Annotated in this window: 13 protein-coding genes; 6 read left to right on the forward strand and 7 right to left on the reverse strand. The window is 34.8% G+C overall.

All coding sequences use genetic code 11. From position 1 onward, the window contains the following. Positions 1–93 precede the first annotated feature (93 nt). The gene (locus O9307_RS07845) at positions 94–885 is read right to left on the reverse strand and encodes a sulfite exporter TauE/SafE family protein (protein ID WP_298297362.1); all 792 of its coding nucleotides are present in this window, start codon (positions 883–885) and stop codon (positions 94–96) included. Positions 886–946: 61 nt separating this feature from the next. Further along, positions 947–1,450 carry a hypothetical protein gene (locus O9307_RS07850; RefSeq protein ID WP_298297364.1) on the reverse strand — a complete coding sequence of 168 codons (504 nt, stop codon included), beginning with the start codon at positions 1,448–1,450 and terminating at the stop codon, positions 947–949. A gap of 368 nt (positions 1,451–1,818) precedes the next feature. On the opposite strand from O9307_RS07850, the gene dnaK reads away from it, so the two are divergent. Further along, positions 1,819–3,702 (forward strand): molecular chaperone DnaK, encoded by a 1,884-nt coding sequence (gene dnaK / locus O9307_RS07855; protein WP_298297367.1) that lies wholly within the window; start codon positions 1,819–1,821, stop codon positions 3,700–3,702. Positions 3,703–3,750: 48 nt separating this feature from the next. Here dnaK and O9307_RS07860 read toward each other — a convergent pair whose 3' ends face one another. Further along, positions 3,751–4,662, reverse strand: a complete 912-nt coding sequence (locus O9307_RS07860; protein WP_298297370.1) for a Brp/Blh family beta-carotene 15,15'-dioxygenase — start codon at positions 4,660–4,662, stop codon at positions 3,751–3,753. A 113-nt stretch (positions 4,663–4,775) separates the two neighbouring features. Here O9307_RS07860 and O9307_RS07865 point away from each other — a divergent pair, with 113 nt between their 5' ends. Continuing rightward, the gene (locus O9307_RS07865) at positions 4,776–5,501 is read left to right on the forward strand and encodes a bacteriorhodopsin-like (RefSeq protein WP_298297373.1); all 726 of its coding nucleotides are present in this window, start codon (positions 4,776–4,778) and stop codon (positions 5,499–5,501) included. 302 nt (positions 5,502–5,803) lie between these two features. On the opposite strand, the gene O9307_RS07870 is transcribed toward O9307_RS07865, so the two are convergent. Then, a complete protein-coding gene (locus O9307_RS07870) occupies positions 5,804–6,844 on the reverse strand; it encodes a cysteine synthase family protein (protein WP_298297376.1) in 1,041 nt (346 codons plus the stop codon). A gap of 70 nt (positions 6,845–6,914) precedes the next feature. Further along, positions 6,915–8,975, reverse strand: a complete 2,061-nt coding sequence (locus tag O9307_RS07875) for a S9 family peptidase (protein ID WP_298297438.1) — start codon at positions 8,973–8,975, stop codon at positions 6,915–6,917. 144 nt (positions 8,976–9,119) lie between these two features. Here O9307_RS07875 and O9307_RS07880 point away from each other — a divergent pair, with 144 nt between their 5' ends. Then, positions 9,120–9,440 carry a YbaB/EbfC family nucleoid-associated protein gene (locus tag O9307_RS07880; RefSeq protein WP_064714713.1) on the forward strand — a complete coding sequence of 107 codons (321 nt, stop codon included), beginning with the start codon at positions 9,120–9,122 and terminating at the stop codon, positions 9,438–9,440. Between the two features lie 46 nt (positions 9,441–9,486). On the opposite strand, the gene O9307_RS07885 is transcribed toward O9307_RS07880, so the two are convergent. Next, positions 9,487–10,515 (reverse strand): GntG family PLP-dependent aldolase, encoded by a 1,029-nt coding sequence (locus O9307_RS07885; protein ID WP_298297381.1) that lies wholly within the window; start codon positions 10,513–10,515, stop codon positions 9,487–9,489. An 89-nt stretch (positions 10,516–10,604) separates the two neighbouring features. Between O9307_RS07885 and prfB the strand changes: the two genes are divergently transcribed. From prfB to O9307_RS07900, 3 genes are all read left to right on the forward strand, one after another. Beyond that, positions 10,605–11,703, forward strand: a protein-coding gene (gene prfB, locus O9307_RS07890; RefSeq protein WP_298297384.1) for a peptide chain release factor 2 whose coding sequence is annotated in 2 segments (ribosomal slippage) — positions 10,605–10,667 and positions 10,669–11,703 — 1,098 coding nt in all. Because the reading frame shifts where the segments join, the coding sequence is not laid out codon by codon here. Positions 11,704–11,890: 187 nt separating this feature from the next. Next, complete coding sequence (gene lpxD / locus O9307_RS07895; protein ID WP_298297387.1) at positions 11,891–12,889, forward strand: UDP-3-O-(3-hydroxymyristoyl)glucosamine N-acyltransferase; 999 nt, start codon at positions 11,891–11,893, stop codon at positions 12,887–12,889. A 164-nt stretch (positions 12,890–13,053) separates the two neighbouring features. Next, positions 13,054–14,682, forward strand: coding sequence for a carboxyl transferase domain-containing protein (locus tag O9307_RS07900; RefSeq protein ID WP_298297390.1), 1,629 nt, complete (start codon positions 13,054–13,056; stop codon positions 14,680–14,682). 20 nt (positions 14,683–14,702) lie between these two features. Here the strand turns inward: O9307_RS07900 and O9307_RS07905 are convergent, their stop codons facing one another. Continuing rightward, on the reverse strand, positions 14,703–15,788 hold the full coding sequence (locus O9307_RS07905; protein WP_298297393.1) for an AMP-binding protein: 1,086 nt from the start codon (positions 15,786–15,788) through the stop codon (positions 14,703–14,705). Between the last annotated feature and the right edge of the window lie 5 nt (positions 15,789–15,793).

A 15,793-nucleotide genomic window follows, 5' to 3' on the forward strand; every position in this document is an offset into this window, starting at 1 on the left:
TCTGTTTTTGATGATAAAGTCCCACATCAAAGAGTATCATATCTCTTATAATAGTATTGATTTACAAATTGATAATCAACGTTTTTTTGTAGATTATAAAACCCCTAAACCCAACAATACTGCAAATACCATCAGCAGCACAGCTACCAACAATTGAATGCTTTTCAATGTTACTTTGTCCAACAAACGATTCCCTAAAAAAGCTCCTAAAAAAGCCGAAATTACAGCACAAAGAACTAAAGGATAGGCAATTTTTTCCGTGTTTTGTGACCAGTTTTGCACATAAATACCCATTCTCGAAAGATCGATCAAACAAGCAATAACCACACCTGTTCCTATATAAGATTCTTTTGATAAACCTGATCGAATCAAGAAAGCCGCACGCAAAGCCCCTTGCATACCAGATAATCCGCCAAAAAAACCACTCAACATTCCGCCCAATGGCAAATACTTTTTATCAAAAGTAAATCGTGACCAACTTGGAATAATTTCGAACAAGGCAAAAAACAACAAAACAATGCCAATACAAACTTTAATAGGTAAAAGAATAAATGTATGATTCCCAAAAACGTAGCTTCCGATCGGCTGCATGCCGTCCATACAAGATAAAAAATAGGCACCAAGCAAAGCAAAAACGATTGCTGGAATCCCAAAAGACAGCAGTACTTGTTTGTTCGCTTTTTGACCTAATAGCATAAGTTTAAAAATATTATTTAAAAAATGTACAATGGCAGTTAACAAAATAGCCATTTCGATAGGAAAAAACAAACCAAAAACAGGCACTAACAATGTCCCCAAGCCGAAGCCCGAGAACAATGTTAATCCAGACCCCAAAAACGCAACCAAACAAATCAAAAAATAATCCATGTTTTGATATTGAATCATTAAATCATAATCATTTGTTTAAAGCAAACCACTACTTATTTACCTTTTTGATTGAGCTTTATTATTTTTGTTCTTTCAACTCAATAGTTCCATTTTCGGTCTTGTCTACTATAATTTCAAAACTTGGTTTTATTGTATACGTTTGTTTTTGCCCTACTACTTTCTTATAGGTCAATGTGATTTTTCCATTACCATCCTTTTGCAAACTAACTGGATCAATAGTTGTCATCAAGTCCGTTTCAGGTAAAACAACTGCAATAACATATTGCTTATTAAAATCAATTTCTGTAGGTTTTCCATCCCTGCCCATCGTGGTCGCCATACCAAAGATTTCATTAAACTTTTCAGCCGTTTCAATCTTTGGATTATCTAATTTATCAATTGTATTTTTTACAAAATAATTCTTGGCTAAAACAAAAGAAATATCGGTTGTTTTAGAGATACCCTGTGCTTTAAGAACTTCTGTGTTGTTAATCTCGTCTTTATTATCCGTCTTGGGACTGCTTTGGCAAGCAATAAATAAGAAACTTGCTATTGCTACTACTTTTACGATACTCTTTTTCATTTTTTTTGGGTTTTAAAGTTATAGAGGCACAAAGTTATCTATTTATTTTAATTGACTGTAATCTAGCACATTTTTATGCATCATTCCTTGAATTAGAGGATCAAAAATCGTGTCTTTATGCATTAATTTAGTGCTGATGGGAGTGAAAACGCTCTGGCTAGAGTGACTATTTTTTGCGGGTGGGAAAGAGCGACCAAAAAAATAGGATTTAGAAATTAGGATTTAGAAATGTCATCTTGTCATATTTTTTTCCGCCATTTTTGGGGCAAACTGACAATTTATAGACTGACATCGGCTTGGCACAGTCCTTGACTTAACGACCTCGAGTTGTTAAAACGAGTATACAATAAAAATTAAATATAATAAAAATGGGTAAAATAATCGGAATTGATTTAGGTACGACCAACTCTTGTGTTTCTGTAATGGAAGGTAATGAAGCAGTTGTTATTCCTAACGCAGAGGGAAAAAGAACAACGCCATCTATCATCGCTTTTGTAGAAGGTGGAGAAATTAAAGTGGGTGATCCTGCAAAAAGACAAGCAGTAACTAATCCAACTAAGACTATTGCTTCTATCAAACGTTTTATGGGACACACTTTTGCTGAAACTCAAGAAGAGGCAAAAAGAGTTCCTTACACAGTTGTAAAAGGGGACAACAATACACCACGTGTGGATATTGACGGTCGTTTGTACACTGCTCAAGAATTGTCAGCTATGACACTTCAAAAAATGAAAAAAACTGCTGAAGACTATTTAGGTCAAACAGTAACTGAAGCAGTTATTACTGTTCCTGCTTACTTTAACGATGCACAACGTCAGGCTACAAAAGAGGCTGGTGAAATCGCTGGTTTAAAAGTTATGCGTATCATCAACGAACCAACTGCTGCGGCTTTGGCTTACGGATTGGATAAAAAAGGAACAGACCAAAAAATTGCTGTTTACGATTTAGGTGGAGGTACTTTTGATATCTCTGTATTGGAATTAGGAGACGGAGTTTTCGAAGTATTGTCTACTAATGGTGATACTCACTTAGGTGGTGATGATTTTGACCAAGTAATCATTGACTGGTTAGCTGACGAATTCAAAGCTGAAGAAGGTATTGATTTGCGTTTAGACCCAATGTCATTACAACGTATCAAAGAAGCTGCTGAGAAAGCAAAAATTGAATTGTCTTCTTCTGCAGAAACTGAAATCAACTTGCCATACGTTACGGCTACAGCTTCAGGACCAAAACACTTAGTGAAAAAATTATCTCGTTCTAAATTTGAGCAATTAGCAGATACTTTAGTAAAACGTTCTATGGCTCCAGTAGCACAAGCGTTGAAAGATGCTGGTTTGTCCACTTCTGACATTGACGAAGTTATCTTGGTAGGTGGTTCTACTCGTATCCCAAGAATCGTTGAAGAAGTTGAAAAATTCTTCGGTAAAAAAGCGTCTAAAGGTGTTAACCCTGATGAGGTTGTAGCTATTGGAGCTGCTATCCAAGGTGGTGTATTGTCTGGAGATGTAAAAGATGTATTGTTACTTGACGTTACGCCTTTATCTTTAGGTATCGAAACTATGGGTGGTGTAATGACTACTTTGATCGAAGCTAACACTACTATCCCAACTAAAAAATCTCAAGTTTTCTCTACGGCTGCTGATTCTCAACCATCTGTTGAAATCCACGTATTGCAAGGAGCTAGAGCAATGGCAGCGGATAACAAAACTATCGGTCGTTTCCACTTAGACGGAATTCCACCAGCACCAAGAGGTGTTCCTCAAATTGAAGTTACTTTTGACATTGATGCTAACGGTATCATCAAAGTATCAGCTACTGACAAAGGAACTGGTAAATCTCACGATATTCGTATCGAGGCTTCTTCTGGATTAACTGCTGAAGAAATCGAGAAAATGAAAAAAGATGCTGAAGCAAATGCTGATGCAGATAGAATTGCAAAAGAAAGAGCAGAGAAATTGAACGAAGCTGACAGTATGATTTTCCAAACAGAATCTCAATTGAAAGAGCTTGGTGATAAATTATCTGACGATAACAAAGTGGCTGTAGAATACGCTTTAACTGAATTGAGAATGGCACACCAATCTCAAGACATTCCAGCTATTCAAACTGCTTTGGATAACATCAACGCTGCTTGGAAAAAAGCAACTGAAGCAATGTACGCTCAAGGAGAACAAGGTCAAGCTGCTGCTGAGCCACAAGCTCAAGCACAAGGAGACAATGTTGAAGACGTTGATTTCGAAGAAGTAAAATAATCCCCCTCGCCCCCAAAGGGGAAATAAGGGAATGGTTATAAAACCGAGTCAGTAATGGCTCGGTTTTTTTTGTGCTTTCTTAATATAGAACATACGGGTTATAACTATCACATGCGGAAAAGTTATGGCAGCCAGAAAAGAAAAAAATAAGGCGTTGAATAAATGTGTCTCTCGAAAAACACTATAAAGAGTGATTATTCCTATTATGGAAATCAACCAATATAGCCATGCCGATTTGCAGTAAGTAGTAAAATGTTTCAATGAAAATGTACCCTCTATAAAGCTTATTTGATCAATAATTGAAGGAATACTGTGCCATACTATGAAATAAATTGCAAACCCCCAGATTAAACTTGATGATTTGAAAATGATAGCAAAAATTAGCAAATGAAACAATTCTAAGCGTATTTGTGTTCTGATCTTATTGGTTTTCCAATAGAAATAGCTAATAAGAGAAAGAAAAACTGCACTAAAGCAATAGAATACTATGTAAAAATAATGATTTGGAACAAGGCTATTGGTAATACCAAACATGATTTCTTTTACTTCATGGAGGTGTATGGTAAATAATAATAATAAAATGACTAATCCATATGAAAGCTGAAAGAGCGTGATAAGCCATTTCGGAAAAAAGTTCTGTAAATTTTGCCATTGTTGTTCACCAAAATGGTAGGCACTAACTATTATAAAAAGGATGAGTGCTATTTGAGGTAAAATAAAAAATAAGACTATTCCCATTAGCAGTACAATTAAATAATAGCCTAACCACTTTAGTGTCGAATTAGAATATTTTATTGCGCTACTTTTTTTTATTAAAAGCAAATCATTTGCACCATGCAGTATTCCAAATGAAAAAATCAACAGAAAGCCTAACAGAATCTGCAAATTTGTATTCAAAAAAGAATCCAACCAAAGCCCGAAGAAACTGGCTAAAATTGCAATTTTCGTGTATTTTTTCATAATTTTTTTTTAATAAATTTAAAGTTAACCAAAAAAATAAAAAAAATGAATTATTTATTGTTTAATTTTTATTAAATTTGATTAAACAAATAACAATTTAAAATTATTTACTTATGAAAAATTTTATGTTTATTTCTAGTTTAATAGGAAAATTATCTCCTACAGATTATGTTGGTTTTACTTTTTTTGTTGGTTGCATGGCCATGATGGCTGCATCAGCCTTTTTCTTTTTATCATTAAGTCAGTTTGATAAAAAATGGCGTACATCAGTATTGGTTTCTGGGCTGATTACTTTTATTGCAGCTGTCCATTATTTCTACATGAGAGATTATTGGGCATCTTTTGGAGAATCTCCTACATTCTTTCGATATGTAGACTGGGTTCTAACTGTACCGTTGATGTGTGTTGAGTTTTATTTAATTCTAAAAGTGGCTGGAGCCAAAACATCATTGTTATGGAAAATGATTATTTATTCATTAGTCATGTTAATCACAGGTTATTTTGGAGAAGTTGTCGCACCAGATAGCGCCGCATTTTGGGGTGCGATTTCAGGAGCAGCATATTTTGCCATTGTGTATGAAATTTGGTTAGGTGAAGCTTCAAAATTAGCTGCAGCAGCTGGTGGTGAAATTCAAAAATCCCACAAAATATTGTGCTGGTTTGTATTGGTAGGATGGGCTATTTACCCACTGGGTTACATGATGGGAACTAAAGGTTGGTATAATGGAGTAATTCCTTCCGGAAATATAGATGTAGTATACAACATTGCCGATGCCATCAATAAAATTGGATTTGGCTTAGTTATTTATAATTTAGCGGTTAAATCACAGAAAGAATAATTAATCCTTTCAACTATTATAATAAAAGACAGCTTTTTGCGCTCTTTTATAAATAAAAATCGAGTCATTTCTGACTCGATTTTTTTATACTTTCCCTCTTTAGCGCCCACTAAAAAACACTTTACCATCATTCTAAATCCACAGATTGAAGAGATTTTTTTTGAGTATAAAAAAACAACAAAAAATTTAGTTATAAAAAAAAGGAGTAAAATCCTAAAATTATACTCCTTTTATTTAATAAATATAGTCTTAAATAGTATTAAACATACCTGAAATTCAAGATCTAGCAATTGCTTGAAATTTTATTTTACAAACTCAATTTTTTGCTCTTCTTCTTCATTTACACTATCAAAAAAACCTTGATCATTCATCCAATCATCACTAAACACTTTACTCATATAACGAGAACCATGATCTGGAAAGATAGCAATTACATTACTATTTTTATCAAACTCTCCTTCTTCGCCATACTGCTTGATTGCCTGCATCACTGCTCCTGATGTATATCCTACAAAAAGACCTTCTTTCCTAGCTAATTCTCTAGTAGAATGTGCACTTTCTTCATCTGTTACTTTCATGAATTTATCAATAACATCAAAGTCAGTTGCTGTTGGAATTAAGTTTTTACCCAAACCTTCAATTCTGTATGGATAAATTTCAGCACTATCAAATTCTTTGGTTTCATGATATTTTTTTAGAACAGAACCAAACGCATCAACACCTAAAATTTTGATATTTGGATTTTGTTCTTTTAAATACTTTGCAGTTCCCGAAATAGTCCCTCCTGTTCCGCTACAGGCTACTAAATGTGTTATCTTACCATTGGTTTGTTTCCAAATTTCTGGACCAGTTGACAAATAGTGAGCATCTATATTTAATTGATTGAAATATTGATTAATGTATACAGATCCTTTGGTCTCTTCGTGCAATCTTTTGGCTACACTGTAATAAGAACGTTCATCATCAGCAGAAACATGAGCAGGACAAACATATACTTTTGCACCTAAACTTCTAAGCATATCTATTTTATCTTTGGAAGATTTAGAACTCACTGCGAGTATGCAATTATATCCTTTTATTATACTTACCATCGCTAAGCTAAATCCTGTATTACCAGAAGTTGTTTCTATTATTGTATCACCTGGCGAAAGTATACCTTTACTTTCAGCTTGTTCTATAATATATAATGCAATTCTATCTTTTGAAGAATGTCCTGGATTGAAAGCTTCTATCTTAGCATAGAAATTACCTTCAAATTCTTGAGTAACTCTATTTAGCTTAATAAGTGGAGTGTTACCTATTAATTCTAAAATATTATTATAAGCGTTTATTTCTTCTTTCATAAAAAAATAGTTAATCTAAGCTGAGTATAAACTACCTAGATAGGTTGCAAACTTAACAAAAAAAATCGAATTACTTTTTAATTTTCTCCAAATCTAGTAAAAAACTAAACTCCCTCGCCAATTCCTTTAATGACTCAAATCGACCTGAAGCCCCACCATGACCAGCATCCATGTTAGTAACAAGATATAAAACTGTTTCATCTTTTTTCATTGTGCGCAATTTGGCGACCCATTTTGCCGGTTCCCAATATTGAACTTGTGAATCATGTAAGCCTGTAGAAACAAACAAATTTGGGTATTTTTGCTTTTTCACATTATCATAAGGCGAATACGATAGCATATAATCATAATACTTTTTGTCATTTGGATTCCCCCATTCATCATATTCTCCTGTTGTAAGCGGAATACTATCATCTAACATTGTTGTTACAACATCCACAAAAGGGACTTGAGCAATTACTCCGTTGTATAACTCAGGAGCCATATTTACTACTGCACCCATTAATAATCCACCAGCAGAACCACCTTCAGCGTACAAATGTTCTGGTGAGGTGTATTTTTCTTGGATTACAAATTTAGAACAGTCAATAAAATCGGTAAACGTATTTTTCTTTTTAAACAATTTACCATCTTCATACCATTGTCTTCCTAAATCCTCTCCTCCACGAATATGAGCAATCGCATAAACGAAACCCCTGTCTAACAAAGTTAATCGTGTAGAAGAAAAATAAGGTTCCATCGTATTCCCATAAGAGCCATAGGCATAGAGCAACAATGGATTTTTACCATCTTTTTTAATGGATTTGTGGTACACCATTGAAATTGGCACTTTAGTCCCATCGTTTGCCGTAGCCCAAACTCTTTCTTCGATATAATTACTTTTATCGAACTTACCCCCCAATACTTGTTGTTCTTTTAAAACCTCTTTGGTTTTGGTGGTCATATTAAAATCAATAACCGAAGAAGGAGTTGCCATTGATTGGTAACCATACCTGAGAATATCAGTATCAAAATCAACATTTGTAGTGGTATAAGCACTATAGGTTTCGTTATCAAAAGGAAGATAATAATCTCCTTTTCCGCTCCAAGGTATGATTCTAATATGGTTCAATCCATTAGAACGTTCTTCAACAACTAAGTAGTTTTTAAATATTTCGATGCCTTCTAATAAAACATCTTTACGATGTGGAATTAAATCTTTCCAATTTTCTTTTGAAGTAGCATTTTCCGGCGTTTTCATCAATTTAAAATTGGTTGCTTTGTCCTTATTAGTCAAAACATAAAACGAGTCTCCATAATGAGAAATACTATACTCTAAACCACGAACCCTTGGTTGAAACACCTTGAACTCCCCTTCTGGTTTATCGGCATCCAAAATTCTATACTCACTAGTTAACGTACTTCCTGAACCGATAACAATGTATTTTTTTGACTTTTCTTTGCTTACATAAACGTTAAAGGTATCATCCTTTTCATCAAAAACCAACACATCATTTTTGGCGTCAGTCCCTAATTTGTGTCGATATACTTTATCAGCTCTTAAGGTAACTTTGTCTTGTTGGGTATAAAAAATAGTCGCATTATCATTGGCCCAAACAGACCCTCCGGTGACATTTTCTATTTTATCTGAAAGAATTTCACCTGTTTCTAAATTCTTAATTTGAATGGTGTAGATTCTTCTTCCTTTAGTGTCTACTCCAAAAGAAGCATACTTATTATTAGGACTGATACTCATCCCTCCTAGCTGAAAGTAAGAATGTCCTTTCGCCAATTCATTACAATTAAAAAGAATTTCTTCAGGAGCGGTCAAACTTCCTTTTTTTCGGGTATAAATAGGATAATCTTGACCTTTTTCGTATCGAGTCAAATAAAAATAGCCATTATAAAAATAAGGAACAGACTGATCATCTTCTTTAATTCTCGCTTTCATCTCTTCAAAAAGTTCGGTTTGAAACTGTTTGGTATGAGCTGTTTTGGCGTTGTAATAATCGTTCTCTTGATTCAAATAAGAAATCACTTCTGGGTTTTCTCTTTCGTTTAACCAAAAATAATTGTCGATTCTAGTATCGTTGTGCTTTACTAGTTGTTTTGGAATAATTTTAGCTACAGGTGCTTGTATATTTTCAGCCATTTTTTGTGCTTTTGCCTTAGTAATTGTTAATGCAAAAATAACACAAAGCAAAACCAAACGAATAGAATTTTTCATTATTTTTTGTGTTGATTATCAATAAGCAATATAGTAATTTTGTACCAATAATTTTAAAAAAAACAAAAAATGGATTTAATGGGAATGATGGGTAAGCTAAAAGAGACCCAACAAAAAATAGAAGACACTAAAAAAAGACTAGATACTATTTTGATTGACGAACAAAGTTCTGATGGTTTATTACAAATTACTGTTACCGCAAATACTGCTATAAAATCAATAAACATAGCTGATGAATTGCTAGAAGACAAAGAACAACTTGAAGATTATTTGATACTAGTTCTCAATAAAGCTATCACAAGAGCCAATCAAGTAAATCAAACAGAATTAGATGCTGTAGCCAAAATGGACATGCCGATGATACCTGGAATGGATAATTTATTCAAATAACAAGTCATAAAAAAAGGATTTAAAGTAAAACTCTAAATCCTTTTTTTTATGCTACAAATAAACGCTGCAAAGTCTCTATTACATAAGAATGCATGACTTCGCGATAATCCAAATGCGTCACAATTCTAAGTTTCCCTTTTCCAAGTGAACTAATGGCTATGTTTTTTTGACGTAATGTTTCAATTAAAAGTGCATCGCTTAAACTTGGAATTACTTTAAAAATCAAAATATTTGTCTCAACAGGTTCTACTGATTCTACCCAAGAAAGCCTACTCAATAAGAGTCCTAATTCTTTGGCTCTGCGATGGTCTTCTGTCAATCGCATAATGTTATTCTCTAAAGCATAAATCCCCGCAGCGGCTAAATAGCCTACTTGTCGCATTCCGCCTCCCAAAATTTTGCGCACTCGCAAGGCCCTATGAATGGTTTCTTTATCGGCCAACAAAACCGAACCAATTGGCGCACCTAACCCTTTGGACAAACACACTGAAATAGTATCGAACAACTTTCCATATTCTTTAGGATTTTGTCTTTTGGCCACCAAAGCATTCCAAATTCTAGCACCATCCATGTGAAACTTTAAATTATTGCCATCACAAACTTGCTTGATTTGTTGCAAGGTTTCGAGGTCATAGCAGGCTCCGCCTCCTTTATTCGTTGTATTTTCTACACACACCAAACTTGTTTTCGGACTGTGATAAAATTCGGGATCATTGATAGCTTCTGCAACTTGGTTTGCCGTAATTATTCCGCGATTTCCATCTAATAAACAACAAGAAACTCCACTATTAAACGAAACTCCACCACCTTCATAATTATAAACATGAGCATATTTATCAGCAATTAATTGTTCACCAGGTTGGGTGTGTAATTTTATAGCCGTTTGATTCGCCATAGTACCTGAAGGAAAAAACAACCCAGCCTCCATTCCAAACATAGCGGCTACGCGAGCTTCTAATTCAATTACTGTAGGATCTTGTTTGTAAACATCGTCACCAACAACTGCTCTAAACATATATTGCAACATTTCTGGAGAAGGTTTGGTCACAGTATCACTCACTAAATTAATTTCCATAAGTAGTATTTATATCAGCCACAGCAAGTCCTTAGCTTGTGCTGTGGTAATTTTTTTATATTTTTGCAAAACAAAATTAATAATAATTTATGACAACTACCGAACAAATTAAAGGTATTGTGGAGCGCCTTGGTGCGTTGAGGAGGTATCTTTGACGTTGATGCCAAACTCATTGAAATCACCAACGAAGAAGAAAAAACTTTTGCTCCTGACTTTTGGAATAATGCAAAAGAAGCTGAAATCATTGTAAAAAACTTACGGAATAAGAAAAAGTGGATTGAAGATTACGATAAAGCCGCTTCTCTTACCGAGGAATTACAGCTTGCTTATGATTTTTATAAAGAAGGGGAACTAAGCATTGAAGAACTGGATGAACAATACACTTTAGCCGAAAATCACATCGAAGCCATAGAATTTAAAAATATGCTTTCGGATGAAGGAGATACGTTAAGTGCTGTTTTACAAATTACTGCTGGAGCTGGTGGAACCGAAAGTTGTGATTGGGCCGAAATGTTGATGCGCATGTACATCATGTGGGGCGAAAAATACGGTTACAAAATTAAAGAACTGAATTTCCAGAAGGGAGAATCCGCTGGAATCAAAACCGTTACTTTAGAATTTGAAGGTGATTATTCATTTGGTTATTTAAAAGGAGAAAATGGTGTACATCGTTTGGTTCGTATCTCCCCTTTTGATAGCAATGCCAAAAGACATACTTCTTTTGCTTCCGTATATGTTTATCCCCTTGCAGATGATACCATTCAAATTGAGATTAATCCTGCCGATATTTCGTGGGAAACCATGCGTTCCAGTGGTGCTGGAGGTCAAAATGTAAACAAAGTAGAGACCGCAGTACGTTTGCGCCACCACCCTACTGGAATTATTATCGAAAATTCAGAAACACGTTCTCAATTAGATAATAAAACCAAAGCCATGCAGTTGTTAAAATCGCAATTGTACGAAATTGAGTTAAAAAAGAAGCAAGCACTCAGAGATGAAATCGAAGCTAAAAAAATGAAAATTGAATGGGGTTCACAAATCAGAAACTATGTGATGCATCCCTATAAACTGGTTAAAGATGTTCGCACTGGCCATGAAACAAGCGATGTCGACAGTGTAATGAACGGCAATATAGACCCATTTCTGAAAGCCTTTCTCATGATGATGGGGCAAAAAGAAGAAGAGTAAACGAAAATCCATATAAGCCATCTAACGACTACTATAAAAAGTAGTCGTTTTTTTTTTCAAAAAAAGCAACTTACAGAATTTCTGTTTTTTAAATATTATTTTACATTTTCAAACGTTAAAAATTAGGTAACTCAATAGTAATTCGCTTAATTTGATGGCTAATATTATAAATACTGCCCCCAAATTCATGAAATCATACTCAATTCAAGAAATTAATAATGTTCTAAAAGGTACACTCATTGGCACATTATCTCAAAACATTACTTCGCCAGAACAATTAGAACTTGCCTCAGAAAATCAAATTTCTTTTATAGGAAATAAAAAGTATGAAAAATACTGGAACAGTTCAAAAGCTAGTGCTGCAATAGTAAATGAAGATATAGGCATTGAACCTGGTACCAATAGAGCATTTATAAAAGTAAAAAATGCCGAATTAGCAATGTCCCAATTGCTAGAACTTTTTGCTCCAGCCCCACCTCAATTTGATATAGATGTACATCCAACAGCCTGTATTCATGATACAGTCATAATTGGCGAAGGCACCAAAATTGGAGCCGGCTGTTATCTTGGACCCAATGTAGTTATTGGAAAAAATGTTACCATTTATCCCAATGTAACACTTTTAGATTATTCAAGCATAGGCAACGGAAGTACGATTTGGTCAGGTGTTGTGGTTAGAGAACGTTGCCACATCGGAAATGATTGTATCCTGCATCCCAATGCCACTATAGGAGCAGACGGATTTGGGTTTAGTTTTTGTAATGAAAAGGGTTTAGTTAAAATTCCACAAATTGGAAATGTTGTACTCGGAAATAATGTAGAAATTGGAGCCAATTCTTGTGTAGATAGAGGGAAATTCAGCTCAACTGTTGTAGGTGATGGATGCAAAATAGACAATTTAGTTCAAATTGGTCACAACAGTAAATTGGGACGTTTTTGCATTATGGCGGGTCATAGTGGCCTTGCTGGTTCTGTAACCTTAGAAGACGGCGTTGTAATTGGCGGAAGCGCCTCTATTAAAGACCACACAACTATTGGTGCTGGAGCCACTGTTGGCGCTGGATCTGGCGTTACTTGCGATGTCCCTGCTGGCAAAGTAGTTTTAGGTTATCCAGCAATAGCTGCCAAAGATGCCCTCAGACAATGGGCAATTCTTAAACGATTAGTGAACGAAACTAGAAAATAGACGCTATATTTTTTAATAAATTCTCAAAAAAGCAGGATTAATTTTCTGCTTTTTTTGCGTAAAAAACAAAAAAACATTTTCTTTTTCACCCAAAGCAAAAGACCAATTAAAAAGATTTCAATCCTTTTCGTAAATTAGCTAACTAAAAAAACTAACTAACCCTTATGGATTTAAACTTCAATCAAAACGAAGATCACAATAAACTTCTTTTATCCCAATTACGCCATAAATTTGCAAAAGTAAAATTAGGCGGAGGCGAAAAAAGAATAGAAAAACTGCATGCCGAAGGCAAAATGACAGCCAGAGAACGAATCGATTATTTAGTAGACGACCCAAATAAATGCATTGAGATAGGCGCCTTTGTCGGAGATGGAATGTATACTGAACATGGCGGTTGTCCTTCGGGAGGAGTAATTATAAAAATTGGGTACATTCAAGGCAAACAATGCATTATTGTTGCCAATGACGCCACTGTTAAGGCGGGAGCATGGTTTCCGATAACGGGTAAAAAAAACCTACGCGCACAAGAAATTGCGATGGAAAACAGACTTCCAATTGTTTATTTAGTAGATAGTGCAGGAGTATATTTACCCTTACAAGATGAAATTTTCCCAGATAAAGAACATTTTGGTCGGATTTTCAGAAATAATGCCCAAATGAGCAGCATGGGAATCACGCAAATCGCAGCAGTAATGGGAAGTTGTGTGGCTGGTGGCGCTTATTTACCTATCATGAGCGATGAAGCCTTAATTGTAGATAAAACTGGAAGTATTTTCCTGGCCGGAAGTTATTTGGTCAAAGCTGCCATAGGCGAAAGTATTGATAACGAAACCTTAGGTGGAGCGACAACACATTGCGAAATTTCAGGAGTTACAGATTATAAAGCCAAAGATGACAAAGATGCTTTGGATAAAATCAAAAACATTGTTAGTAAAATTGGAGCTTTTGAAAAAGCTGGATTTAATCGCATCAAAGGAGAAAAACCCGCTTTAGATGAAAAAGAAATTTACGGAATACTTCCGAAAGCGAGAAACGAACAATATGATATGCTTGAAATTATCAAACGATTGGTTGATAACTCTGAATTTGAACCCTACAAAGACGGCTATGGACAAACGATTATTACAGGATATGCTCGAATAGATGGTTGGGCAGTAGGCATTGTTGCGAATCAACGTAAAGTAGTCAAAACCAAAAAAGGGGAAATGCAATTTGGTGGTGTTATCTATTCGGATTCTGCTGATAAGGCTACTCGATTTATTGCCAATTGTAACCAAAAGAAAATCCCATTAGTCTTCATACAAGATGTTACTGGATTTATGGTAGGTTCAAAATCTGAGCATGGCGGAATCATTAAGGATGGAGCCAAAATGGTTAATGCAGTATCTAATTCTGTAGTACCAAAATTCACTGTAATTGTTGGAAATTCCTATGGAGCTGGTAATTATGCTATGTGTGGCAAAGCTTATGATCCTAGATTAATTTTCGCATGGCCTAGTGCAGAATTAGCAGTTATGGGCGGCGCTCAAGCTGCAAAAGTATTGGCACAGATTGAAGCTTCTTCTTTAAAAGCAAAAGGTGAAGTGGTAGATGAAGCAAAAGAAGCCGAATTATTTACTAAGATTAAAGCAAAATATGACGAACAAGTCTCTCCTTATTATGCCGCATCTAGATTATGGACCGATGCTATCATTGATCCCTTAGATACACGAACATGGATTTCGATGGGAATTGAAGCTGCCAATCACGCTCCCATTGAGAAAAAATTTAATTTAGGCGTGATTCAAACATAAACTATAAAAAAAAGAGCTGATTATTTTTCAGCTCTTTTTTTATCTATTGTTTTAGCAAGTAATAATGAATCGATACTCTCTTTTCGAACTATTTTGCCTGTAGCCGTCACTTTAAACTTTGGAATGAAAACAATATTTTTTGGTTTTTCATATTTGTCTAATGAAGTAAAAACAGCTTCGTTAATTGACATTGGTTCACCCTCAACATACAACACCACTTTTTCTCCCAAAACATCATCGGCTTGTCCATGCACAAAATAACGACTTGGAATGTGGGCAGATAATTTCTCTTCTATTTTCTCCGGAATTAACTTAATTCCGCCACTATTAATCACAGTATCAAAACGCCCCAACCAAACGAACTGTTTATTTGAAATTAATTCTACAATATCATTAGTTACAATGGGTTCAGTGCTAATATTTTTGGCATGAACAATCAAACAATTATGCTCGTTAGTAGAAACCGTTACATTAGGAAGTACTCTAAACGCTTTTTCCCCCACTCGTTTAGCAGCAATATGAGTAATTGTCTCGGTCATTCCGTAGGTTTCATAAATTTCATTCGGCAATTTCACTAATTCTTGCTCGAGAGAATTATTAATTTTCACACCACCAATAATGATTTTTTTAATATTTTTTAGTTTATCCAAAGCGTTTTTGGCCTGTAATGGAACCATCGCAGCAAAATCATATTTTTCATCATTATATTCTAAAGGGTTCGAATTCGGCTCTACAAAATCCATATCCAAACCTAATATAAAAGAACGCACAAACATCATTTTACCCGCAACGTAATCTGCAGGAAGACAATGCAAAACTCTATCGCCAGGTTTTAAATCAAAAAAATCTCCTGTAGCCAAAGCCGAATTAACCATTGCTTCTTTTTCTATTTGAATCAATTTTGGAATTCCAGTAGTTCCAGAGGTGTTCATTTCGATAAATGACTTGTTATCAAACCAATCAATTAAAAAATCACCAAGAGATTTTTGAAAATCAGCACCTTCTTTAACAAAAGAGTAGGCCACCATGCATAGTTGTTCGCGATCTAAGTGAACACCATTAAATTTAAAATGATTATGAACATTCTTATAGGTTACTGTTTTCATAGTAG

This window comes from Flavobacterium sp., from assembly GCF_027531905.1.
In the GTDB taxonomy this organism is placed as follows: Bacteria; Bacteroidota; Bacteroidia; order Flavobacteriales; family Flavobacteriaceae; genus Flavobacterium.